Source organism: Rickettsiales bacterium Ac37b (assembly GCA_000746585.2).
Classification (GTDB): Bacteria; Pseudomonadota; Alphaproteobacteria; order Rickettsiales; family Arcanibacteraceae; genus Ac37b.
Genome location: CP009217.2, coordinates 369,612 through 394,547 on the forward strand (window position 1 = coordinate 369,612; position 24,936 = coordinate 394,547).

Here is a 24,936-nt window from a genome sequence, read left to right on the forward strand (position 1 = left end):
ATATTATTTTACCGAATCTATTTTTATTAATAAACTTTTTACTTAATTATTGTACAAACTAAATGAAGAGGTTGGTTAAAAGTAGAGCTGTATTTTATTACAGCTTTACGCTTATATAATAAAAAATTTGGACTTGCGACATTGTTTCTCTTTGCTTGCGCTGGCTTAATTGAGGGTAAATGCTATATGAAAGGTATAATTTTAGCTGGAGGTAGTGGGACAAGATTATCACCTCTTACTCAATCTGTTAGTAAGCAGATTTTACCAATTTATGATAAACCTATGATTTACTATCCTTTATCGTCGTTAATGTTAGCTAATATTAGGGATATACTTATTATAAGTACGCCTAGTGATTTGCCATTATTAAAGAATCTCTTAGGAAATGGACAAAAATTAGGAATAAATTTATCATATTTACCACAGGAAAAGCCGGAAGGTATTGCGCAAAGTTTTATTATAGGTGAAGAATTTATAGGAAATGAGCCAGTATGTCTAATACTTGGAGACAATATTTTTTATGGGCATGAGTTATATAATAAGCTGAGTAAAGCTACATCTTTAGTCAAAGGAGGGTGTGTTTTTGCTTATTATGTTAATGATCCTGAGCGTTATGGGGTAGTAGAATTAGATAGTAGCTATAAACCTGTATCAATAATAGAAAAACCTATGAATCCAATTTCGTCTTGGGCAGTTACAGGTATATATTTTTATGATTCTCAGGTAGTAGAAATTGCAAAATCATTGCAGGCTTCCGCGCGAGGAGAATTAGAAATTACTGATGTTAACAATATTTATTTAGCAAAAGGTAATTTGAAAGTGGAGTTTCTAGGAAGAGGTATTGCTTGGCTTGATACAGGGACATTTGATTCTTTATTACAGGCATCAAACTTTATTCAAACTCTCCAAGTAAGACAAGGTTTAAAAATAGCGTGTATTGAAGAAATAGCATATAATAAAGGTTATATAAATCAAGAGCAGTTATTAGAACTGGCTAATCGTTATGGCAAAAACGATTATGGAAACTATCTTAGATCTATCATTTATCAAAAAGAAATCTTTAATCATAGTTTTGTAGCTAATTATGGTTTAGAGAGAAAGAGAATCAAGTCAGCAAATGGAATATAATGTTTATTAGAATAAAGTTATCAAATATTACTTATTCCAAATAATTTCTTACATATTTTCAACAATTATATAAAGTTCTATAGCTAGATCTCTAATATTATTTTATATATATTACTCTAATTAAATTTTATACATTAATATTAACAATTTTGTAATATTAATAAAACTATAAAATATTATCTTGTATTAAGGAATAATTTAATATATTAATAAAAGTTAATAACATTAACAAAATAATATTTAAGGAAGAAAAATGGCAAGAACAGGAAAATTAAAACAAGCAATACGTGAAAATATACAAATTATACCACAATCTCATACAGTTATAAAAACTACAACAACTGGAAATGTAGATTCCCCAATCATAAAACAATTACTAGAAGGGTTTCCAGATATTCATTTATCACATGAAAAGAAAGCTATCGAAACTTTTGTAGTAATAGAAACGCCAACTGTACCTGATTATAACCTATCATCAGAAAATACCCCTAATAATGGTAATAATTCTGTTACAGATGAAAATACTATTAATATAGTTGGTGCTGATGCAAATAGTGGATGGATGGCATTTATACATAAATGGAGTTTATAATAATTTCTCATTAATGGTTACAACAAGCTTCTAATATTATGTATAGAGGAAGTTTGTTGATACCAGTTAGTTATATTAATTTCTCCATTGTTGCGCTTCAGAAACTTGGCCTTTGCCACATACTACAGTATGTTCATCAATTATATTTTAAATTGCCTTAATAGTTCTTATGGTATTAATGTGGTGAGGGACATAGTAATATATTACAAATTATAATATTTCAGTTGCATAAAAAGGTCCAAGGCTATATGTTAAAAAAAATTAAATAAAAATATCTTGCTGTAAAATCTTATATTTTAGTTTTACTTCTATAAAAACGGTAAGGTTTGAAATTATTTTTTATTATACATTCAAGCTTAAAGGTACTTATCCATGAAAAGATCTACACAACTAACAATATCAGCTTTGCTAACCCTTTTACCTAATTTAGTATTAGCAACTCAAGATTATTATGTTTTACCTCAAATAGGTATTTCTATGCAAACTAACAAAGTGAAATTTGAGCTGTTAGACAGGGTAATATATGAGCCTGAAATTACTAAAGAACGTTTTAAAAATACCGCTAACTATGGTGCGATTTTTGGTAAAAAACTATACGATAATATTTTCATTGAACTAGAGGTAGCGGCTGCATCAAATCATAAATTTAATAACACTGCAACAATAAATCTAGGTGAAGGTTTTCTACCGCTATCAGGTACCTATAAAACTAAATTGGAAACACAGAGTGTTTTTATTAATGCTAGTTATCAATTTAGAGATTATATTCCAGAAATTGTTCCATATGTTCTAGCTGGAGTAGGGTATTCTCAAAATAAAATTAAAGCTACAAAATTATCTTCAACAGAGAGGGTTATTATTCGTGGTCAGAAAACCTCTAATTTTGCTTGGCAAGTTGGTACTGGAATATTGGTTCCAGTTACAGATAATATAGATATAAATCTTAGCTATAAATTTAGAAGTTTAGGCAAGATTAAAACGGGCAAAAAGTATGATGTAATTGCAGTTGGTCCTGTAGAATCACCTGTGTCTTTAATAAGAGGTAATTTATATACTTCTAATATATTAGTGGGTATATCATTTAAGTTTTAGAAAGTTTTAATAGAAGCAATATTTATCAACCATAATTAGCTGCAGGCACCATAAGATATATTGAAAATTATTAATAAAAGTGTATAAAACTTTGAATATATATTTAAAAATAGGTGGTAATTATATTGGTAAATACATTAGAGAATAAATGTATACATTATGGGCAATGCGGTGGATGCAGTTTACAACATTTGGATGATCATGCATATTTAGAGTATAAATATAATATATTTAAGAATGCAATAGAGCAGGCTGGCTTTGCGGATTTCAAAATATCAAATCCTATTATTGTAGGTCCTTCTGCAAGACGTAGAGCACAAATTAAAGCTATTAAATCTAAAAATGGAGTTAAATTAGGCTATTATCAAAATAAGAGCCATAATATTGTAGATATTAAAGAATGCCCTATATTGCATGATGATATTGTCAAGATTATAGGTGGTCTAAAACTATTATTAATAGAATTTGACACAGGGAGTTATGAATTTGCAATTACTCTTGTAGATAATGGGTTAGATATATTAATCAAAGCTACTAATTTTTCTAATTTAAAGATACAGGAAGAACTAGTCCAATTTGCCTATAAATATGATATATCTAGAATATCATGGCAAAATAATCATAATATATCTCCAATTATTATTAGAAAAACTCCTCAAATTAAAATTGCTAATACATATGTTATGGTAGCTCCGGATAGTTTTTTGCAAGCAACAGTACAAAGCGAGAAATTAATTCAAGAATTTATTGTTGCACATAGTAAAAATTATGTAAATATTATCGATTTATATGCTGGATGTGGAACATATAGTTTTGTTATGATTGAATATGCTAAGGTACATGCTGTAGAAGGTAATAACAGTAGTATAGATGCTATAAAAGCTGCTTCTAGAGGTAAAGAAAATAGAATTACTACCGAGCTTAGGGATTTATATATATATCCTTTACTTGTGAATGAACTCAATAAATATCAATTATCTGTTATCAACCCTCCTCGAAATGGAGCAGAACCACAAGTGCATGAGATTGGCAAAAGTAATATAAATAGAGTTATTATGGTATCTTGCAATCCTAAAACTTTAAGTCGTGATCTTAAAATACTTAAAAATGCAGGCTTCACTTTGACTAATTCTTTAGCAATTGATCAATTTTATTGGAGTAATCACTTAGAAATTGTAGCTGTATTATCACGAGATTAATTATGATGTTTTATAATAAATTTATTCTGTATGATAAGAGCACTTCTCCGCAAGTAGTAAGACAGCGTTATCAGGAATATCAATGTAATTACCACAATTATTTATAGAATCATGGTCATAATTTAAAAATTGTTTACCATAATAGTGTTCATTATTAATAGTCACTTGACGCTGTAATATCTCAGTTAGGTTATCTGATATTGAAGGAGTTACATTAATTTTATTTACAATCCCATATCCTAAGGGATCTTTAAAAATACTTGAATCGTGTCCTGGCCTTATACACATACGTCCTAAGCCATCACAGCTTGGTGATAGATCAAGTATAAGGTCATCATTTAGATAAGCATATCCGATATTTTGAAGTTTCGATTTAAAATTTTGATTATTTATTTCTATAACGTCTAAATAATTAGAAGTTATGTAAGTAAATCCTTCTTTTTTTAGTTCTGCTTTAGTAGAAAAAATTTTAATTTCTTTAGTATCAGGATGAAAGCCATTATAACTTGTTATAGCTTTTTTAACAAAAAATACTGTCATTTTTATTCTTCCTTTGTTAATAGTCCTTATTATAAATATTAATAAAAGTGAATTAACTTACTTTGAAAGTAGATGTAATAGTCAATTAATTCACTTTATCATTAATTATTCTGCAGGGTGAAAATTGCTAGTACCCGCAAATGTAACCTCATCTGGAAGTTCGATGTAACCTCCGCAATATTTTACTGGTTCATCATTACCACTAAGAAAAGGTTTATCATTTAAAAATTCTGGTCCTTCGTAGAATTTATTATCAATTTTAACTATCAGTTTATATATTCCTTTCAAATGTGTTAGGATAGAAGCAGCATAATTGTTTAAATTGAAAGGTAAAGCAGCTTCTAAAGTAGTTTTAAAAAATGGTGATGATTTTTCTTTGGGTCTTAAGCAGGTATATCCTGCCCCATCGGAAGTTGGGGATATATCATATATCACATTATCACCAAGGTATGTAAATCCAGTATTTATTAGTTTAGCTTCAAATATTTTCCCATTTATTTCTATTGCATTTATATCATTATGATTTAAATAAAAAAGCTTTTGATCGTAGATCTCTTGTTTTGTATTAAAGGTTTTGATTTCTCCTGTAGCAGGATTAATACCATTATAACTTATAGCTTTTTTTTGAGTAAAAAATATTGCCATTATTTATATCCTTCCAGTTGATATATTAAAATGTTAAATATAACATCTAGTAAATAATATTAAAATAATCATGAAAGTGTTAAAGCGTATAATTTAAAAAGGTAATTTAAAGTGTGACGAAAAAACATAAGGGAGTATATATGTGAATCGTGTAGATGTTTTATTGATTAAGGAATTGAAAAACTGCTTGCCTTATGAATACACCGTTTTTAACTTGCTCAAGTATTAAGCTATTCTCAACATTGTCAGCTATGTTACTTTCAATTTCTACACCACGATTAATTGGTCCAGGATGCATTACCATAGCTCCTTTCTTAGCATAGGATAATTTTTCGCTATTTAGTCCATAAAATTTAAAAAATTCACTAGATGAAGGAATAAAAGAATGATGCATACGCTCTTGTTGTATACGTAACATCATTACTACGTCGCAGCCTTTCATACCTTCTTTCATATTAGTATATGTACTAACATTTTGCATATTGATTGATGGTAATAAAGTGGATGGGGCAATAAGATTGACATGGGCACCTAATTTAGTGAATAAAATTAAGTTAGATCTGGCAACTCTACTATGTAAAATGTCTCCACATATTGCAATTCTTAAATCTGAAAAATTACCCAGTTTTTGGTTGATAGTAAAAGCGTCGAGCAAAGCTTGTGTTGGGTGTTCGTGGCTTCCATCACCAGCATTAATTACTGAACAAGACATATATTGCGCTAGTAATTTTACGGAGCTACTTTCGTTATGTCTAATAATACAAAAATTTGGTTCCATTGCATTTAAAGTTAACATAGTATCTTTAAGAGTTTCACCTTTATTAATGGAAGAATGTGCGATTTGTATATTTACTACATGTGCACCTAAGCGTTTTGCAGCAATTTCAAAGGAAGTTAAAGTACGGGTAGAATTTTCAAAAAATACATTTAAGACGACTTTGCCTTGGAATAGATTAGAGAAGTGGGCATGCATATTACGTGCAAATTCTGTTGCAAAATTGAAGATAGTCTTAACATCCTGACTTGATAAATCTTCTATACTAAGTAAATTACGTTTTCTTTCATTACTAGACATAAATAAATACCTACAAGTTATATTATCTCAATTTAAAAATACTTGATTTTTTCTAAATTAACAGCACTTAATGATAAATTCTACTTGAAATTTAGTGTTAGCACATATATAAATGCTTTTAGAATGTTATCTACTCAAGTTCGGGGCATAGCGCAGTCTGGTAGCGCATCTGGTTTGGGACCAGAGGGTCGGGAGTTCAAATCTCTCTGCCCCGACCATAAAAATCAATAGTTTTAGACAAAATCATAAAAACCAAAATTATCTTGGTGCCGCGTTAGTGCCGCAAATTGCAATAATGACCGCTATTCATTTTTACTTAAACTTTGGCCTTTTTAATTAATTTGTAATTATAAAATTTCATTTTGACCATTAAATAAAATATCAAATTTTGTATAATATATATATGAACTGTTTTATAGACAGTTGAGTAAAAAGAAAAGTTCCACATAATAATATTAATCCCAATACTTACTAATAGCCATGTTGAAATAAATTTAAAATCATTAATAGCTGATGCTGGCCTAATTATTTCTACATTGTGATGTAAGGAATTTAACATTTTTTTATGAAACCACCAAAAAATAAATATTATCCCAACTCCATTATCCTATTAACTTATCAAAAAGTTACTTTCATTTAATTCTGCTGCATCAATACCTATCAAAGTGACAGACCAAGTACCTAAATTAATTACAGCATAACTTTGGGATTACTTGTAATAGAAGACTTAATTTCTAAGAACGTCAAAGAAGCGTTAGAAGTAATTTTTATTTTATCTTCATAAATATCAAAATCACCTATAGTATCATTGCCATTCTCCATGTCTAATTGATAATTAAAGATATCAGCTCCTTGTCCTCCTAGTAAATAATCATTTCCTTCTTTACCTTCTAAGAAATCATCACCATTTTCTCCTCTTAATCTATTATTACCAGAATCACCTATTAAAATATCGTTGAATCTACTGCCGCGAATTGCCTCACCAAAACGGCTAGTAAACTCATCAACCGCATGATCTGCTTTATCATAGCCCATCCCCATAGTTGCAGCAGCCACCGCGCCCATCGCAAGAATAGTTGTGCCTGGCTTATTTCCGATATCTTGCAGTGCCTGCGATGCCACCATCATACTGAACTTACTCTCCAGAATCTAACTCAAACCCAGGAAGTTTTAGGTCTTTGTTATCCTTGGAGATGGTTTTGTTAACATTGTTTTCCTCTTGAATTATAGGATTGTCAGTAACAAACTTACCAGCTATCTTGGCGTGTTTTTCTAACTCATCTATTACCCAAGTAACCCACTCCTTATGTTCTTCAATAGTCGGATAAGAAAAATTACATGTATCTGCTATCCATTTTGATGGAAATTCTTCTAATGCTAGAATTTCCCTTCCTTGCTTGATGGTTTCCATTATATATTTAGCTTCAAAGGTTTCGATATATCTCTTAATTGTACCAAGATCAAGTTGCGTTCCAAATTCTTTTGGCGACAAATTTTCAGGTTTTTCAAGATCAAGATAAGTGTCTTCTAGGAAATATCCTAAAAGACATGAAATCCAATCATATTTGTTTGAAAAAAATCTATGTTGATCAATATCCATAGTTCACTCCACTGGAAAAGAAGTTATAATTTTAGGACCATCTTGAGTTTTAAGTATTCGAACAACAGCTTTATTTCTAGGGGTTAACCTAGTTTCTCCTGGTTTTAAACCTTCTCCTATATTTTCTGTAAAACTTCCTATAAATTCCTGACTTTTGCCCACAGCAGCATTCTTTATCCAATCTACAAATGCCTTTTCATTCTGTTCTAGAATTCCCTTTACTACCTTATTAGCTGTTTCATAATCTGGGTAGGTGGTAGATCCAGTTAAATCTTTTCCTGTTTTTTGCTTATGCTCAGCAAATCTTCCACTCAAATAATCTATATCCCTACCAATGTGTTTATATTCAGTATGCCCTTTATGTGCCTGACCTTCGTGATTCTTGATATCAAAGTCAGTAAAATCTATTTTCCCATTATTATCTATTTTGATTTTATATAAAATAGACATATCCACATCAGAATCAGGGATTTCAAAGCCTTGGTCTACTGACTGTTTGCTGGTTGGGATTGGCGTGTGCAAAATTTTAATGCCTTCTGCTTCAGGCATTGGTGTGGACAGGATTTTGCCTTCCTCTTGATGTATTGGCGTGCTCAGTATGCTTCCCTCATTCTTATGCTCGGGGGTATAAATAATATTGCCCTTATTCACTTCGGTGAGTATGGCATGGTACACAGTAATTGCCGTACCAACTAAGAGCGCGCTACATACTGGGTTTGATAAGCAGTAACTAACTGCTAAAACTGCTGGCGTTGCCGGACCAAAAGCATGAGATGTTTGGATTATGCTATCACTAATTTTAGCAAATAGACTCTTTTCAGTAGGGTTTGCTTGATTATATAAATCTGTCATAATCTCTTTACGGCGCTCAGGGCTTGCATTTCTTAACTGATCCACAAATTTATGCAGTTCCTTTTTCATCGCATCTTTATCAAGGCCCGAAGCTTTGATTTCATCAACTGCGCGGTCAATTGCTGCATGATCCGCATTATAAGCACTTGCTCCTGCTTTGGAAGCTATATAGTTACTATCTTGAGCTCCAGCTGGAAACTTATTCTGCCCTTGTGTATGATGATTATCATTTGCTTGCTTTGATGGATTATATTTAGCGCCATTTGGCAGTTTAATTTTATCACCAGCAAAGATAGTATTAGGATCAGTGATTTTGGGATTCAGTTTCATCAGTTCTGCAACTGTCGTACCATGTTTTTTAGCAATTTGAGATAAGGTATCACCCTGTTTTACTTCATAGGAAGTTGGTTTATTATTGTCGTTAGCTCCTCCACCATTATTATCGCCAGTTGCAATAAACTCGCTGGTATCTTTTGCTTTTTCAATTAAGATAGTTTGCGCTTTATGTTCAACTTCTTTGATTTTAGGGCCGAAGAGTTTTTGCGCAGTTGCATCTAAAAACTCCATAAAGCCCATGCCAAGTAAATTGCCCCCAAAATTTGCCAGTGGGCCAACTACATCCGCTTTATAGACACCCTTTACTTGCGTAAATACGAAGCTAATGAGATTTTCCGTAAAGCCTGGAAGTTTAGCATCAAACCCTTCCTTAGTGATCCTCTCTAAAGGAAAGGTTTGGCTTGCCATATGATGAATTGCCTCACCAAAACGGCTAGTAAACTCATCAACCGCATGATCTGCTTTATCATAGCCCATCCCCATAGTTGCAGCAGCCACCGCGCCCATCGCAAGAATAGTTGTGCCTGGCTTAAAGGTGCTGATCATGGTTCTTGCAGTTGAAGCAACAAGCTGCGCACCCGTTCCATGGTTTTTGCGAGCTATGTCTGATAGGATATCTTGCGCAGCAGAGAGTAGTTCACGCACCTTAGCAGGACCAGCAGAGAAGATAATGCGCAGATCTTCTTCGTGATCATGAACTAAATGTTCAATCCCAGCGCGTACCTCACCCTCAATCGCCCCATCATTACTATCGAGAGCCTTATTACCTATATCTTGCAGTGCTTGACTTGCCACCATCATACTCACTTGTAACCCAAATTGCTTGAGGAGATGAGTAGCCATCGCCCCTTCTTTTACGGCATCTATCACCACCTTAAAATAGCTATTACCAATATAAGCAATACTACTGCCAATCAAGTTAATTGCCAAATTCATTGAGAAAGATTTAAGGTAATCACTAAGACTTATTGGCACCCCGTGGATTATTGACAACCCCGAGTTGAGAAGATCACCGATCCCAGAACCTATCAGCCCGTAACTAAATGGTATAAGAAATGGTCCACCAACCCCCATCAGCACTACCCCTAAGCAAACCTGCCCAATTCCCATGACTACAGCAAGGATCGTCCCCGACCAGCTACTCTCTTCTTTGAGTTCAACTAGCCCAAGCTCATAAACAATTACCCCTTGTTGATTAAGTGTATCTAGCACATCACGATAATCCGCCAAATCAAAACTCCTTGCTGCTTCATTTAGCATCAAGAGGTTCTGATCATTTAGCTGAGTTAGGTTATAGTGATTACCCGCAATCTCCGTGAGATTTTTGCTTTTATCAAAGAGCTCATCAAGCACCAGAATACGAGTGACTCTTGGCATTTGATTTGGCTCTGCTTCTTCTACTAGCTTAGTGTTATTCTTATAAAGCTCTGCTACCCTATCTAGAATGTTAAGTTTCACTAGCTGCTGCTTGCCTAGTTCAGAGTGAAGTGGCGCTACATTCGTTGTTGCCATAAAATTGAGTAACATCTCATTTTCCGGTATTTCCCGGGTAAGAAGAAGATTTACTGCAGCATTTTCAGTATCTATAAATTGATTCTTAACTCTTTGCCCTTCTTTTGCATCTTCAACATCAGTTATCTCTCTTCCTTCATCAATTAATTGCAGGAAAGCTTTACCGCTTAAAGCCGGCCAGGCTTTGCCCGGGTCCATCGCAATGGCACGATCAAGCATGGCAACACCAGCAGTGAGTGGTTTATATTCATAAATAGCTGTCTTATTCTTGTTATCACCTTGATAATCATAAATAGCTTGCTGATTATAGGCTTTGCGAATTAAATAAGCTGGATTAGTAAACAAATCTAGACCGCTTTTATATGCTTTGCTTATTTCTTTGGCAAATTTGCTAAATGCATTTTTCAGCATCAAATTGGTTTCAATTAGATCCTGCCCTAACTGATACATTAGTTCAGTGATAGGATAAATGTCATGTGCGTTATATTTTCTTTGAGTAAGACTTGCACACTGGCTGTGACTGATAATTACCTCTTGCAGATGACGAAGTAACTTCGCCCAGTTCTCTTGAATCTGTAAACTCTCAAATTCCTTCGTATAGACCCCTATATCATTTAGCCATAAGTTATAAATAAAACGAAGTTTAGTATCAACTAGCTGCTTTAGGCTCAAGTGCTCTGGTTTATAATCTTGATTTTGACTTAATATGTTTTCTAACAATCCTATTTCTTCAAGGCTACTTGCACCTAAATTTTTGGCTGATAACGAAATTTCTTGCTCTTCTGGCTCTTCTTGCTCTATATTTCCGTTATTTGTATTAGTCTGCTTATTATGCTTATTATTTTGATTATTATTTTTATTATGGTAGCCTGGTGCCTTTTTCCATATCTCTTTAGCTTGATAAGACGGAGGAGGTGAGGTTTTTATTAAATTTTCATATTGATCCTTCACTCGCTCGGTTGTGTGATGACCATTTTTCACCAGATTATTCATTGCCAGAAGCGCATTTAGTAGCTCTTGATCATTTTTGCTTAATTTAGTTGGACTGTTATTCGTTAAACTCTTGGCTGATTTTAAAACTGATACGATATGCTGATATGCTCGCTCATCTATTGATTTTAATTCCTCTGTGATATCTATAGTAAATTAAGTTGATAAAGACATGATATATGATATATTAAAAAGCTCATAAACCCAAAACAGTAGAAGCAATGGCATATTCCTTAGATTTACGTAAAAAAGTAATTCACTATGTTAATAAAGGTTATACCAGAGAAGAAGCTGCAAGAATTTTTGGCATAGGTGAAAGAACAATTTATAGATGGTTATCGAGATCGAAATCCGGGAATTTAGCAGCCACACGAGCAGCTAAGACATGGAAGAAGCTTGATCCAATCAAATTATTAAACGAGGTGTCTAAAAACAGCAATTGGCTATTATCTGATTTTGCAAAGGTTTTTAATGTGTCTACAGCTGCTATCTGTTTGGCATTCAAGACTTTGGGGATCACACGAAAAAAAAGACCACACTCTATCGTGAACGGGATGAAGCAAAACGGCAATTATTTTTGGCAGCTATCGCAAACTATAAAGCGGAAGATATAGTTTATATTGATGAGAGTGGAATTGATAGCTATTTGTACTATTCTTGGGGATACAGTCTCAGAGGAAGTAAAGTTTATGGTGATATCTCAGGTAAAAAACATGATCGAGAAAGCTTTATTGCAGGTAAGGTTGGGAAGAAAATTATTGCGCCAATGTGTTTCAAGGGCACATGTAATACAGAAGTTTTTAACGAGTGGGTTAGTCAGTGTTTGGTGCCCGAACTAAGATTTGGTCAAGTTGTAATACTTGATAATGCAACGTTCCATAAGTCAGCTAGAACTAGGAATTTAATAGAAGATATAGGCTGTAAACTTTTATTCTTACCACCTTACTCTCCTGATCTCAACCCAATTGAAAAATATTGGGCTCATTTAAAAGCTAAAATCAAACCTATCATTACTAATTTTAATAACCTTAGCGATGCTATTGATTATGGCTTCTCTATGCCATTCTCAACTTAATTGACTATACATAAAAAATAATGATTGGAAACAAATTTATTACCAATTGAGCAAAAGAAAAGACATAAGAAGCAAAAATCAAAAAAAGCTAAGAAAATTTATAGAGGCCATATCGTATATGGCTAGAACAAATTGATAGAAAGCTTAAAAACAAATGATTGCGAAGTGGTTATTCCTTCTAGGAAGAATCGTAAAGTAATACGTCCTCATGATAGGCATATTTATAAGGAGCGCCATCTGATTGAATGTTTGTTTGGTAAAATTAAGCATTTTCGTAGAATATTCTCAAGATTTGATAAATCTGCAAATATATTCTTAAATTTCCTTAATTTTGTAGACATTCTTATATGGCTTCGTTAAAGAAAACTTCACACAACCTAGGAGAACGACGAATGACGACATATGCATCTTCATTTGACACTACTATATTTATAGGCTTCGCTCTATCTGCCCTTGTCCCAAATACAACTAATTTACTATATTTCTGAAAAATTATCTGGTTATTTTTAATTTATTTAATAAAGCCTCTATTGATAATTCTTCTACAGACATAGTTTTACGATTCTTCAACTCAGCCTTACCATATTTAGCACCCTTAGGACCTATAATTATCTGCCACGGAATTCCTATAAGATCATGTGTTGCAAACTTACTTCCTGCTGTTTGCTCACTATCATCATATATTACTTCCACATTATTCTTTAGTAATGTCTGATAAACTGATTCAGCAAGTTTTGTACACTCAGCATCCTTAGTCCTTAAATTAATTAATGATATATAAAATGGTGCAATTTGTTCAGGCCAAATAATACCAATATCATCATAATTTGCTTCAATTATAGCGCCTACAAGCCTTGAAACACCTATACCATATGAACCCATCTCAACTGGCACTTGTTCACCTTTACTATTAATTACGTAGGCGTTCATAGCTTTAGAATATTTATTACCAAAATAAAATACATGACCAACTTCTATTCCTCGTTTGCTACTTAATTTGGAATCAGGAATAGGACAATTACTAGGATCATGCTTTTCATCAGCTGCTGCATATAAATTATGCATTCTATCTATATCTAGAGTATTATCTTTAACTAACGTATCAAATTCAGAGTCATAAAATATTGCACTCTCTCCAGTATCCGCAATAATATGAAATTCATGACTCAAATTGCCACCAATAGCCCCACTATCTGCGCTAACAGCTATAGCGTTTAACCCCAAAGCCTTAAAAATCTTAAAATAAGTTTTATAAAATAAATTATATGTTTCTTTCGCCATCACAAAATCTAAATCAAAAGAATAAGCATCCTTCATCAAAAATTCCCGACCACGCATTACTCCAAAACGTGGCCTAATTTCATCCCTAAATTTCCACTGTATTTGGTATAAATTCTTTGGCAAATCTCGATAAGATTTAACATTATGACGAAAAATATCAGTTACCACTTCCTCATGCGTAGGCCCAAATAAAATATTCCTTTCATGCCTATCTTTCATACAAAGCATTTCTTTACCGTAGTCATTATACCTACCAGATTCCTGCCATAATTCTGCTGGCTGTATACTTGGCATTAAAATTTCTAATGAACCCATTTTATTCATTTCTGACCTAATAATATTACTAATTTTAGATAACACATTCATACCAAGCGGCAACCAATTATATATACCGGAGGTTAATTGCCTAATCATACCAGCACGTAACATTAACCTATGTGAAATTATTGAAGCTTCTTGAGGATTTTCCTTAATAATAGGTAAAAAATAATTAGAAAGACGCATATGTAAATACCATAAATAATAAAATAGACTAAAATATTTTAGGTTCTATGAAATTGATTTGTATCTATCATATAATTCCTAAAACTTTTTTATAATTGAAAATCATTAGATAATCAAGTTGTATGAAAATTTGTTCAACACTTACGAACCATTACCAACATTTTATCCATCTGCAAAAGTTGTATATCCTATTGTTTGGTCTGTAATAAGTGGTACATTATCTTTAAAATCAAGAGGTTTCCATTTAGGATTTACAATTAACTCAAATAAATACTTTTCATCTCGAGCAGCACAAATCCACCTAGAAGATTGACAAGCATTTGCCCTTTCATTCACCATACCTATTTGATCCATTATTTTTTCAAGAAATATATATGATATTTTTCGAATTTTACCTAATAAACTATATGAACTTACTTTTGTTTTCATACTTATAAGTCCATCTACCTCACAATATATATTTGGTTTTTGAAAATTATTTAAGTTATATGACTGTATAAATCCATATAAACCAGCTTCTTTTAGGTTTTTAGATATCATATTTATAAAGGTTTCATTTCTACCAGAAATATGTAGGCATAATATTCCATTATTCGTTAATTTTGAAATATATAGCCTTATCGCCTCATAAGTCATAAGATTTTGGGGAGTATCTGCACCTATATAAGCATCACAAATAATCATATCATAACTATGATCATTTACATTTACTAGCGTTTCACGTGCATCTCCTAAAACAATTTTTATATCTGCTTTACTATCACGTAAATAACTAAAATAATCATAAGCTATCTCCTTCATAACCTGATCTATTTCGTAAAAAGTAACATTTTGTCCTTCGTGACCATAAGCAGCTGCCGTACCTGTCCCAAGGCCAATTACAGCTATATTTTTCAACTTATCCTGTAAAGTTCTAAAAACTTGCCCTATGGGGCCTTCTTTGCAAAAATAAGAAGTGGGCTCAAATTTTTTTTCATCATCTAATGATTGTAAACCCTGCAACACAAGATTACTAAATAAAAGTCTAGTGTTATTACGATTATTATCTAATATTTTAAGATGAGCATACTTAGTTTTAATACTATAAATTGTAGGTGTTTTAATAAAAAATAACACTGAAATAGCAGAAATGAAAGCTACAGCTTCTACTTCTAAAGATACATTAGCTTGATTATGTGGCATAAATAGCCCAATTATAAGGAGACAGCCTACAATTATACTTTGTTTATATAGATGATTTCTAAATGATAAAATTAGCCATATGGTGTATATAATATATGTTATGTGCACCAAAAAATGATAGGAATTTAATATATTAGTAGTACAACTAATTTTTAATAATAATAATATTATACAGAAAATAAAAAGTTTTATACTATCTAGCTTACTTATATTTTTTTCGCCATTATACCAAGCTAGGGTAAGAAGATACACTATCACAGCTACCATAGGTAAAATAATAGTAGAAGCCCTAGAATAAATAATACTTAAGCTAAAAATAATTCCAAGTAACATTCCACTTATAACATTTAAATAAAATAACTGGCTTTTAATATTATCTTTAACAATTAATAGTTCATGTATACACACTATACTCATTACCAAAAATGCAATTATCCATAATATATAAACAGAATACCCAAACTCCTCCCCTGTAGAAAAAATAATTAGAGTTGGTAGCAATATATAAACCAAACTATCTATTAAAATCCTTATGTTAAAAACTTTATAGGTTATAATCATAAAGAGCAAAGATAAGCTATACAAAGCTACAGGCAATAAAATATGTAGTAAATTAACTTTACCAAAAAAATTAGATGTTCCCAAAACCAAACATACGGAAAGAAACGATAACAATGATATATAAATATTATCACGATTATAAATAAATTTTATATCTTCTCCCATATTAACACTCTTTTTTTATTGAATTGATAGCAATTAATCTCATTAGAAAAGTAATTAGAACGTAAATAATACATAAATTTAAATAATAAAATTCTAATCCAAATTAAAACTATAGTAAAAACATTTGAAATTTTATACTAAGTGCATAAAGAGCAAAGCCTACTCATTGCTGAATGAGCTAAAGTTGTGCTGTATATCAAATTCAAATGTTTTTACTCTATATAATCGAAAAGAAGTATATACCATATTTCCATAATGCTAAAACTTAAAATCTTAAGCTGCTTAGAAAAATACCTATATTTACATATTATGTAGCTAGGTATACTCACTTATTATGCCCTAAAATACCTCTGTCACCATTCAATAAAGTTGACTTTGTCCAAGAACTTATAGTAAATTGATTTGAATCCGGGACACAGTTAGCTCAAAGCTTTCCTACTATTGGTAAGATTCGTTCTATCTGCCCTCATCCCAAATACAACTAATTTACTATAGTATAAAAATTGTATTATGAAACACCTAAAAACCACTAATATGAAAAGATATTTATTTAAAGTTTTCTTGATAATTTTATGTTTGTTTTTAACCAACTGCACCTCATCATCTTCAAAATTTCTATATAGCAAAAAGCCAGCTTTTTATTCTTATATAATAGGTAATATTAATAATAACTATATTAACGCTGAACAATTTGCAGATGTATATATCACCCCTGCAAGTTGTCAAAAAACTATTACTGCTTTGCTTGCACTTAAAACTTTAGGACCAGATTTCCGCTATGAAACTAAATTATATATTAGTTCGTCATCTAAAAAACAAAATATAAAAAATATAGTCATTTCTTTTGCAGGAGATCCTAATCTAACTTCAGATAATTTATTAACCTTACTAGAACCTATAAGAAATCAGCAAATTGATGGTAAAATTATATTAGATGCATCCTTATTCAAAGTTCCATCTCACTCTCTTAATATAATGTTAGACGATATAGGAACCAATTATGCTCAACCAATTTCATCTATAAATTTAGATAAAAATTTAATCAAAGTAACAATAATGGCTACAGAGCTTGGTAAGAGAGCATATTTTATCAACGATTCAGAATATTTAATTAATTCTACCATCATGACTACTAATGAGCCTTCTTCAGTTAATTTAACTTGGCAGGATAATAATATTATTTACGCAACTGGGCAGATTAATATCAAAGATACTTCTTTGGAGTTAGAAATTTCCCCTCAAGAATTAGATTATTATTTAATCAATAAATTTAAAAAACTTATGAAAATTTTAAATATTAAAGGAAAGATTGAAATTATGCGTGATTATAAAAATTTAATTCCTAATCACGTCATATATAATAAATTTTATTCAAAAAAATTAAAAGAATTTTTACCTCCTGCCTTGAAAATATCTGATAATTTAGTATTTGATAGTCTATATTTAAAAATTATTCATGCAGATAACCCAACTTCTATAATTCATTGGAATGATGGCGACAAAATTGTTAAACAATTGGTAAAGCAATATTTTAATGTTGATCTTAACGAAAGTTTAATAGTTGATGGGTCTGGATTATCGCGCTATAATAGAATTAATCCCAGAAATTTCTTTGAAATCTTAAAGCAAGGTTATTATGATAAGGAATTTATAGCTTCTTTGGCTGCTCCTGGTGAAAAAAATAGTACTTTAGTAGATAGAATTGAACTAGCTCCAGATATAAGAGCGAAAACTGGAAGTATGTCTGGTATAAGCTGTTTATGTGGTTATAAGATAAATCATAAACAACCAAAAATATTTATAATTGTGGCTCATAATTTTGCTCCCCCATCGAAAGAAATATCAAAAATAATTGACCAGTTTATCAGCAATTTTTGATAAATTTTCCTCAGGTTTTGTACATCTACTATATAGCTTTTTCAGCTTGCTTAGCAGATATAGTAAATTGATTTGCTTCGGGAGATGGGTTAACTCAAAGCTCTCCTCCTATAGTAGTGTCAAATGGAGATGACACTCGGAATGAGGAGCCTACGCCTACTAATTGCTCGGAGAGCGACGAATGACGACATATGCATCTTCATTTGACACTACTATTTTTGTAGGCTTCTCTCTATCGCTCCTCGTCCCAAATACAACTTAATTTACTATACTATAATTCTCTTTTTCACCTATCCTTATTCAAAATTTCTTAGGTAAGAGTTTTATAATCACTGATACCCACCAAATGCTCAGCAAACATTTTAGGATCAAAGGGCTGTAAATCTAATATCCCTTCACCCACACCAATAGCATGTATGGGCAGAGAATATTTTTTGGCAATATTCACAACCACTCCAGCTTTAGCTGTACCATCTAATTTAGTAATTATAAGACCAGAAACTTTTACTTGATTTTGAAACACTTCAACTTGTCTATCAGCATTCTGACCAGTAGTAGCGTCTAAAACTAACACAATATTATGAGGTGCTGCTGCAGATAATTTTTTTATCACTCTAATCATTTTGGCTAATTCCTCCATTAAATTAGCTTTATTATGTAACCTACCAGCAGTATCAATAAGCACTATATCTATCTTCTCTGCTAGTGCCTGCTCAACAGCCTGATAAGCTACACTTGCCGGATCAGAATTTTCTTGCCCATATACAATTTTACAAGCAACTTTCTCTGCCCACACTTTTAATTGTGATACTGCTGCAGCTCTAAAAGTATCACATGCAGCAACTAATACTTTCTTACCTAACTTTTGATAATAAGCAGAAAGTTTACCAATGGTAGTAGTTTTACCATTACCATTTACACCACAAACTAACATAATTTGAGGAATATGCTGTTCATTCAAGCTAATAGGCACTGCATAGTCCTTTAACATATTTTCAATAATACTAGCTAATTCTTGTTTGATTTCCTCACCTGTTACTTCTTTATCAAAGTATTTTCTAGATAATTCTTTAATAATAAAAGCACTAGTAGTTACTCCTAAGTCTGCTTCAATTAATAATTCCTCTAATTCTTCCAAACTCACCCTATCAAGTTTCTTTTTAGTAAATATATTACTAATCCCTTGTGATATTTTGTTTGAACTTTTACTTAACCCTAACTTTAATCTGTTAAACCATGAAAAATTTTGTTCTTTTTCTGTCATGCTACCACTTCTGCTATTAATTTATCATTTGTATAAGCTATTATATGGCTATTGATCACATTTCCTGGTATTACCTCTTCAGTAAATTCTACTACAGAAAAATTCTCTGTACGCCCTAAATGTTCCTTTTCAGCAATAACCTTAACAAAACTATTTAATTGTTTCTTTAAAAAAGAACTCAATTCTTTTGCGCCTGCATCACGCAATTTTGCAGCTCTCTCCTTACGTACTGGTAAATCAACCTGGGGCATACGGGCAGCCGGTGTTCCATCGCGTTCAGAATAAGGAAATACATGCAAATACTGTAATCCTGCCTCACTAATAAAATTTAGAGTATTTGTAAACATTTCCTCAGTTTCGGTAGGAAAACCAGCAATAAGATCTGCTCCAAAAGCTACATTTGGCCTCCTAGCACGCACATTCTTACAAAAAGAGATAAGGTCCGCACGTCTATGTCTTCTTTTCATGCGCTTTAATATCATATCATCGCCAGCCTGAGCACTAATATGAATATGAGGCATTAACCTTTCTTCCCCTGTAATTAGCTCAAATAACTCCTGATCAATTTCTGCCACATCAATTGAAGATAACCTCAATCTAGATAATTCTGGGACTAAATTCAATACTCTACGTATCATTTGTGCTAAACTTGGTGATCCTGGTAAATCTTTTCCATAATCTGTTAAATCTACACCTGTAAATACTATTTCCTGATATCCAGCCTCTATTAAAAGCTTTACCTGGCTAGTTATCACACCAATTGGTACACTTCTACTATTGCCACGAGCATAAGGTATTATGCAAAAAGTGCAACGATGATTACAACCATTTTGAATTTGAATAAAAGCTCTTGCTTTGCCCTCAAAACTCTGCACCATATGTGAAGCTGTCTCAGTAAGAGACATAATATCATTTACTATAATTTTTGGAGTTATTTCCTGATCTGTTCTATAATGTTCTCCTATAAATTTCTGCTCATTACCTATAACCCTATATACTTCAGGCATAGAAGCAAAATCTTCAGGATGCAATTGCGCGGCACAACCTGTTACAATAATTTTTTTATTGGTATGTTTTCGTGATAATTTACGAATAGTCTGCTTGACTTGGCGCTCCGCCTCTTTAGTAACAGCACAACTATTTATGACTATTACATCTTCTGCGTTAGCTATATTCAATTGCTGTTTAATAACTTCACTTTCATATATATTGAGTCTACAACCAAATGTAATCACTTCATTCATGTTTATACCTTTAAATACTTCATCATCCCAGACCACCTACTCGTCAATTAACTTTAATTTGAAAATAGGAACTAGAAACATTAATGCACAAATATATTATGATATATTCTTAATGGGTTCTTTTATCATAAATAATTTGGAATTACAATTTATTAGGCTCAATGCACCTAATTTAGTAAAAGGCTTTTTTTTAAAGCCTTTGAGCGAAAATTATAATTTAATTTGCAACAATAGTGGTCCTTATTATAAGAATTATTATAAGAATTATTATAAATTAATTTGGCCAGTGAAACTAATAATTGCTTCACCTGTCATCATTATACTTCCATTATCCCTAAACCACTCTATAGATAGTGTTCCCCCTTTAGAATGTACCTCTACGCTTGTATTATGTAATATATATCCTCTTTTAATAGCTGAAACAGTAGCAGCACAAGCAGCAGTCCCGCAAGATAAAGTTTCCCCTGCTCCACGTTCCCATGTACGTATTTTTATAGAAAACTTTCCATATACTATATCATGATCAATATTAATAACACTGATATTCACTTCTTCAGCAAAAATTTGGAGGGCATTAACTTGAGTAACCAAACTTTCTAAATTAATATCATTATCATAAAAGCATATCAAATGTATATTACCTACGTTAATTGCAGCAGCATCTATACTCATATCATCTATTTTAATCTGCAACGATAATGGATTTATATCCCATAATAATTTAAGATCTGAAACCGAAAACTTCGGTACTCCCATATCTATAGTTACTAATCCGTTAGCGTGTATGTTTGCCATCAATATATTTGTAGCAGTTTCTATAGTAATCTTGTTCTTGTGAATGGTATTAGCCAATAAACTAGCCACACACCGACTAGCGTTCCCACATGCCCCTGCTTCAGTACCATCGGCATTATAAATTCTCATAAAACAATCTGCATCTTCAGATTTTTCGATCAATATTAATTGGTCACAACCTACCCCATAACGACGATCAGTAATCTTCTTTATTACATCTATTGGTAGTACCGCGTCTTGTAATGACTTTGTATCAATCACCACAAAATCATTACCACAACCATGCATTTTAATAAAATTTATAATGGACATAGAATAATTTTAGCTATATCTTCTTGAAAAGATTATCAATAATAAACGTTTACATTATATGCTAATAATAGTTTACATATAATTTAATTGCAACTAATAACTAGTTTATAAACCCATGCTTAATACTAAAACTTCTCTTGTAACAAAAGTTAATAATGATAATACAACACTAGATGTTATATATCGTTCTATACCATATAATACTCTTGCGGAACAAACGCTATTAGGTGCTATATTAATCAACAATGAACTTATACTTAGGGTCAATGATTTTTTAAATTCTGAACATTTTTATGAACCTATTCATCAAAAAATTTATAATGCTATTAATACTTTCATTGAACGCGGTATCATTGCAACACCTGTCACATTAAAAAATTATTTTGATAAAGATGAGACTTTAAAAGAATTAGGTGGAGCTGATTATTTGGCACAAATTACAGGTCTTGCAGCTACAATTATTGATATTTTTGATTATGGACGTATGATCTATGACTTATCTGTAAGACGTAAATTAATTAATGTAGGACAAGATATAGTTAACCACGCGTATGATAACGAAATTGAGCTTACAGCTTCTGCACAAATTGAACGTGCAGAACAAGAGTTATTCTCTTTAGCAAATGATAATCATTCTGGAGCTTCTGGGTTTAGATCTTTAAAAGTTTCAATATTAGATGCAATTAATAAAGCAGAAATTGCTTTTAAGCATAAAGAAAGAGTTACAGGGGTTTCTACAGGATTTATAGATTTAGATAAAATTTTAGGTGGGTTACAAAATTCTGATTTACTTATATTAGCTGGTCGTCCTTCTATGGGTAAAACTGCGTTAGCAGTAAACTTAGCTTTCAACGCTTGTAAATATTTATATAATAGCTATACTAATAAAGTTACTAAAGATCCTATTATAGAAGAATCTGCACCTTCTGTTGGCTTCTTTTCACTTGAAATGTCATCCGAACAATTAGCTGCTCGTATGTTAACTATGACTACTGGCATTAACTCTTCTAGTTTACGATCAGGGCAGATCTCTGAACAAGACTTTACCAGCCTAATTACCGCAAGCAAAGAATTACACCAATTACCATTTTTTATTGATGATACACCAGCTATCACAATTTCAGCACTAAGAACCAGAGCACGCAGATTAAAGCGTAAACACAATCTTTCCGTATTATTTGTGGATTATCTACAATTAATACGGGGTGTTAGTAAAAATAGTGAAACAAATCGTGTACTTGAAATTTCTGAAATTACTCAAGGATTAAAAGCAATCGCTAAAGAATTAAATATTCCTATTATAGCCTTATCACAATTATCACGTGCTGTAGAACAACGCGAAGATAAACGTCCTTTGCTTTCTGATTTGCGTGAATCTGGTTCAATTGAACAAGATGCTGACATAGTAATGTTTATATATAGGGAAGAGTATTACGTTGGAAGACGGGAACCTAAAATTGGTACAGAAGAGCATAACAAATGGCAAGATGAAATGGATCAAATAGCAAATTTGACAGAAATTATTATAGCCAAGCAACGTAACGGTCCTATAGGTAATGTTAAATTACACTTTAAATCTAATACTACAAAATTTGACAATCATGCTGAAGCGATGTAATTTTTATGACTTCGTATGCTGATGCCATATTAAATGTAGACTTAAATTCTATTGTCTATAATTACCTATTTCTTAAAAAAAAATTAAATACGGTAGAGTGCGGAGCTGTAGTAAAAGCAAATGCTTACGGCATTGGCGCAAACCATGTTGCAAGTACCCTTGCTAAATATGGCTGTAAGCATTTTTTTGTTGCAAATTTAGAAGAAGCAATTTCTTTAAGAGCAATTTTAACAAAGCAATATAATATTTATGTATTACATGGTGTTTTTCCAAACCAAGAGCAAGAATTCATACATTATAATCTGACACCCATTCTAAATGATATATATCAAATAAAAATCTGGAATTGTTTTGCCTCCACAAAAAAGATTCAACTTCCTGCTATACTTTACATTGATACCGGACTTTCACGCCTTGGATTAACTACATATGATGCTCTAGATCTATTCTATAATCAAACCTTGGTGGCAAATTTAAATATATTATATCTCATGAGCCATTTATCTGCTGCTGATAACCCTACTCATCCTTTAAATGCAGAACAATTAAAAAAAATGTCCATTATACAAAAATATATGCCCAATACGCATATTACTTTTGTAAACTCTTCTGGTATTTTTTTAGGCACCAATTATCATTTCCACCTAGCACGTCCTGGCATGGCATTATATGGATTAAATCCTACACCTCAGTCAAAAAATCCTATGCATAATGTAATTTATCTATCTTCTAAAATTATACAAGTACGTAATAATATCAAACAATCTCCAGTAGGATATGGTGGTAGTTATTATGCTGAAAGAAACTCGGTAATAGCAACTGTAGCGATTGGTTATGCTGATGGTTATTTCAGATCACTTAGTAATAATAGTATATGCTATATTAACGGGTACAAAGCACCCGTGATAGGACGTGTATCTATGGATTTAATTACGCTAGATGTTACAAATGTACCAGCTCATTTTATATATCCGGGGCAATCTGTGGAAATTATAGGCGACAATATAACAGTGGATCAACTAGCAAAATATGCTAACACCTTAGGTTATGAAATCCTTACAAATCTAGGGCATAGATTTAAATTAGTATATAATATTGATATACAGCTTAACGATATATAATTTTCTGAACCACTTAGCAGATAAACTTAAAGAGAGATGATACAAGATAACTAAGTACGCAAATTCAAATGCTTTTACTATAGTAAATTAAGTTGTATTTGGGACTAGGAACGATAGAGCAAAGATACAAGCCTACAAATATAGCAGTCTCAAATGAAGATGCATATGTCGTCATTGGTCGCTCTCCTAGCAATTAGTAGGCGTAGGCTCCTCATTCCGAGTGTCATCTCCATTTGAAACTACTATAGTAGGAGAGTTTTGAGCTATAGCAAAGGCAATTTAAAAGAATACAAGGCATGAGGCGTACAGCGTAGAAATACTATTATAGGCAACACACAACAAATAATATTTAAATTGCAACAGCTATAACCGCAT

General features: G+C 31.9%; 21 protein-coding genes and 1 tRNA gene. 10 read left to right on the top strand and 12 right to left on the bottom strand.

Features of this window, described 5'->3' with window-relative positions; genetic code table 11:
- Positions 1-186: 186 nt before the first annotated feature.
- The 4 genes from rmlA (at position 187) to rlmCD (ending at position 4,011) form a co-directional block, all read left to right on the top strand.
- Complete coding sequence (gene rmlA, locus NOVO_01855; protein AIL64767.1) at positions 187-1,128, top strand: Glucose-1-phosphate thymidylyltransferase; 942 nt, start codon at positions 187-189, stop codon at positions 1,126-1,128.
- Between the two features lie 253 nt (positions 1,129-1,381).
- Positions 1,382-1,720: a hypothetical protein gene (locus tag NOVO_01860; GenBank protein AIL64768.1), complete on the top strand. Its 339-nt coding sequence runs from the start codon at positions 1,382-1,384 to the stop codon at positions 1,718-1,720.
- A 372-nt stretch (positions 1,721-2,092) separates the two neighbouring features.
- A complete protein-coding gene (locus NOVO_01865) occupies positions 2,093-2,812 on the top strand; it encodes an Outer membrane protein PagN precursor (GenBank protein AIL64769.1) in 720 nt (239 codons plus the stop codon).
- Positions 2,813-2,925: 113 nt separating this feature from the next.
- On the top strand, positions 2,926-4,011 hold the full coding sequence (rlmCD, locus tag NOVO_01870) for a 23S rRNA (uracil-C(5))-methyltransferase RlmCD (GenBank protein ID AIL64770.1): 1,086 nt from the start codon (positions 2,926-2,928) through the stop codon (positions 4,009-4,011).
- Positions 4,012-4,032: 21 nt separating this feature from the next.
- Here the strand turns inward: rlmCD and NOVO_01875 are convergent, their stop codons facing one another.
- The 3 genes from NOVO_01875 to pyrB form a co-directional block, all read right to left on the bottom strand.
- Positions 4,033-4,551, bottom strand: a complete 519-nt coding sequence (locus tag NOVO_01875; protein AIL64771.1) for a hypothetical protein — start codon at positions 4,549-4,551, stop codon at positions 4,033-4,035.
- Between the two features lie 105 nt (positions 4,552-4,656).
- Positions 4,657-5,196 (bottom strand): hypothetical protein, encoded by a 540-nt coding sequence (locus tag NOVO_01880; GenBank protein ID AIL64772.1) that lies wholly within the window; start codon positions 5,194-5,196, stop codon positions 4,657-4,659.
- Positions 5,197-5,356: 160 nt separating this feature from the next.
- A complete protein-coding gene (gene pyrB, locus NOVO_01885) occupies positions 5,357-6,271 on the bottom strand; it encodes an Aspartate carbamoyltransferase (GenBank protein ID AIL64773.1) in 915 nt (304 codons plus the stop codon).
- 141 nt (positions 6,272-6,412) lie between these two features.
- Between pyrB and NOVO_01890 the strand changes: the two genes are divergently transcribed.
- Positions 6,413-6,489 (top strand) — tRNA-Pro (locus NOVO_01890).
- A gap of 98 nt (positions 6,490-6,587) precedes the next feature.
- Here NOVO_01890 and NOVO_01895 read toward each other — a convergent pair.
- From NOVO_01895 to NOVO_01910, 4 genes are all read right to left on the bottom strand, one after another.
- Complete coding sequence (locus NOVO_01895; GenBank protein ID AIL64774.1) at positions 6,588-6,830, bottom strand: hypothetical protein; 243 nt, start codon at positions 6,828-6,830, stop codon at positions 6,588-6,590.
- 131 nt (positions 6,831-6,961) lie between these two features.
- Positions 6,962-7,399, bottom strand: a complete 438-nt coding sequence (locus NOVO_01900) for a hypothetical protein (GenBank protein ID AIL64775.1) — start codon at positions 7,397-7,399, stop codon at positions 6,962-6,964.
- 7 nt (positions 7,400-7,406) lie between these two features.
- Positions 7,407-7,871, bottom strand: coding sequence for a hypothetical protein (locus NOVO_01905; protein ID AIL64776.1), 465 nt, complete (start codon positions 7,869-7,871; stop codon positions 7,407-7,409).
- A gap of 3 nt (positions 7,872-7,874) precedes the next feature.
- Positions 7,875-11,564: a LysM domain-containing protein gene (locus NOVO_01910; protein AIL64777.1), complete on the bottom strand. Its 3,690-nt coding sequence runs from the start codon at positions 11,562-11,564 to the stop codon at positions 7,875-7,877.
- 218 nt (positions 11,565-11,782) lie between these two features.
- Here NOVO_01910 and NOVO_01915 point away from each other — a divergent pair, with 218 nt between their 5' ends.
- Positions 11,783-12,175, top strand: coding sequence for a Transposase (locus NOVO_01915; protein ID AIL64778.2), 393 nt, complete (start codon positions 11,783-11,785; stop codon positions 12,173-12,175).
- Between the two features lie 152 nt (positions 12,176-12,327).
- A complete protein-coding gene (locus NOVO_01920) occupies positions 12,328-12,636 on the top strand; it encodes a hypothetical protein (GenBank protein AIL64779.1) in 309 nt (102 codons plus the stop codon).
- Positions 12,637-13,128: 492 nt separating this feature from the next.
- Here NOVO_01920 and proS read toward each other — a convergent pair whose 3' ends face one another.
- Positions 13,129-14,421, bottom strand: coding sequence for a Proline--tRNA ligase (gene proS / locus NOVO_01925; protein ID AIL64780.1), 1,293 nt, complete (start codon positions 14,419-14,421; stop codon positions 13,129-13,131).
- Between the two features lie 162 nt (positions 14,422-14,583).
- Positions 14,584-16,329, bottom strand: a complete 1,746-nt coding sequence (locus NOVO_01930) for a Spermidine synthase (GenBank protein AIL64781.1) — start codon at positions 16,327-16,329, stop codon at positions 14,584-14,586.
- A gap of 510 nt (positions 16,330-16,839) precedes the next feature.
- Here NOVO_01930 and dacB point away from each other — a divergent pair.
- Positions 16,840-18,207, top strand: a complete 1,368-nt coding sequence (dacB, locus tag NOVO_01935) for a D-alanyl-D-alanine carboxypeptidase dacB precursor (protein AIL64782.1) — start codon at positions 16,840-16,842, stop codon at positions 18,205-18,207.
- 310 nt (positions 18,208-18,517) lie between these two features.
- On the opposite strand, the gene ftsY is transcribed toward dacB, so the two are convergent.
- The 3 genes from ftsY to dapF all read right to left on the bottom strand — a co-directional run bounded on the left by ftsY (position 18,518) and on the right by dapF (position 21,822).
- The gene (gene ftsY, locus NOVO_01940; protein AIL64783.1) at positions 18,518-19,471 is read right to left on the bottom strand and encodes a Cell division protein FtsY; all 954 of its coding nucleotides are present in this window, start codon (positions 19,469-19,471) and stop codon (positions 18,518-18,520) included.
- On the bottom strand, positions 19,468-20,751 hold the full coding sequence (miaB_1, locus tag NOVO_01945; GenBank protein AIL64784.1) for a (Dimethylallyl)adenosine tRNA methylthiotransferase MiaB: 1,284 nt from the start codon (positions 20,749-20,751) through the stop codon (positions 19,468-19,470). Before miaB_1 ends, ftsY begins: the two co-directional genes overlap by 4 nt.
- A gap of 231 nt (positions 20,752-20,982) precedes the next feature.
- Positions 20,983-21,822, bottom strand: a complete 840-nt coding sequence (dapF, locus tag NOVO_01950; GenBank protein AIL64785.1) for a Diaminopimelate epimerase — start codon at positions 21,820-21,822, stop codon at positions 20,983-20,985.
- Between the two features lie 115 nt (positions 21,823-21,937).
- Here dapF and dnaC point away from each other — a divergent pair, with 115 nt between their 5' ends.
- The gene (dnaC, locus tag NOVO_01955) at positions 21,938-23,440 is read left to right on the top strand and encodes a Replicative DNA helicase (GenBank protein ID AIL64786.1); all 1,503 of its coding nucleotides are present in this window, start codon (positions 21,938-21,940) and stop codon (positions 23,438-23,440) included.
- Between the two features lie 5 nt (positions 23,441-23,445).
- Positions 23,446-24,561 carry an Alanine racemase, catabolic gene (gene dadX, locus NOVO_01960; protein ID AIL64787.1) on the top strand — a complete coding sequence of 372 codons (1,116 nt, stop codon included), beginning with the start codon at positions 23,446-23,448 and terminating at the stop codon, positions 24,559-24,561.
- Positions 24,562-24,936: the final 375 nt, after the last annotated feature.

Coding starts and splice junctions, on each gene's coding strand:
- rmlA (AIL64767.1), top strand. CDS start 187: ATGAAAGGTATAATTTTAGCTGGAGGTAGTGGGACAAGATTATCACCT.
- NOVO_01860 (AIL64768.1), top strand. CDS start 1,382: ATGGCAAGAACAGGAAAATTAAAACAAGCAATACGTGAAAATATACAA.
- NOVO_01865 (AIL64769.1), top strand. CDS start 2,093: ATGAAAAGATCTACACAACTAACAATATCAGCTTTGCTAACCCTTTTA.
- NOVO_01875 (AIL64771.1), bottom strand. CDS start 4,551: ATGACAGTATTTTTTGTTAAAAAAGCTATAACAAGTTATAATGGCTTT.
- NOVO_01880 (AIL64772.1), bottom strand. CDS start 5,196: ATGGCAATATTTTTTACTCAAAAAAAAGCTATAAGTTATAATGGTATT.
- pyrB (AIL64773.1), bottom strand. CDS start 6,271: ATGTCTAGTAATGAAAGAAAACGTAATTTACTTAGTATAGAAGATTTA.
- NOVO_01895 (AIL64774.1), bottom strand. CDS start 6,830: ATGTTAAATTCCTTACATCACAATGTAGAAATAATTAGGCCAGCATCA.
- NOVO_01900 (AIL64775.1), bottom strand. CDS start 7,399: ATGATGGTGGCATCGCAGGCACTGCAAGATATCGGAAATAAGCCAGGC.
- NOVO_01905 (AIL64776.1), bottom strand. CDS start 7,871: ATGGATATTGATCAACATAGATTTTTTTCAAACAAATATGATTGGATT.
- NOVO_01910 (AIL64777.1), bottom strand. CDS start 11,564: ATGAATAATCTGGTGAAAAATGGTCATCACACAACCGAGCGAGTGAAG.
- NOVO_01915 (AIL64778.2), top strand. CDS start 11,783: ATGGCATATTCCTTAGATTTACGTAAAAAAGTAATTCACTATGTTAAT.
- NOVO_01920 (AIL64779.1), top strand. CDS start 12,328: ATGTGTTTCAAGGGCACATGTAATACAGAAGTTTTTAACGAGTGGGTT.
- proS (AIL64780.1), bottom strand. CDS start 14,421: ATGCGTCTTTCTAATTATTTTTTACCTATTATTAAGGAAAATCCTCAA.
- NOVO_01930 (AIL64781.1), bottom strand. CDS start 16,329: ATGGGAGAAGATATAAAATTTATTTATAATCGTGATAATATTTATATA.
- dacB (AIL64782.1), top strand. CDS start 16,840: ATGAAACACCTAAAAACCACTAATATGAAAAGATATTTATTTAAAGTT.
- ftsY (AIL64783.1), bottom strand. CDS start 19,471: ATGACAGAAAAAGAACAAAATTTTTCATGGTTTAACAGATTAAAGTTA.
- dapF (AIL64785.1), bottom strand. CDS start 21,822: ATGTCCATTATAAATTTTATTAAAATGCATGGTTGTGGTAATGATTTT.
- dnaC (AIL64786.1), top strand. CDS start 21,938: ATGCTTAATACTAAAACTTCTCTTGTAACAAAAGTTAATAATGATAAT.
- dadX (AIL64787.1), top strand. CDS start 23,446: ATGACTTCGTATGCTGATGCCATATTAAATGTAGACTTAAATTCTATT.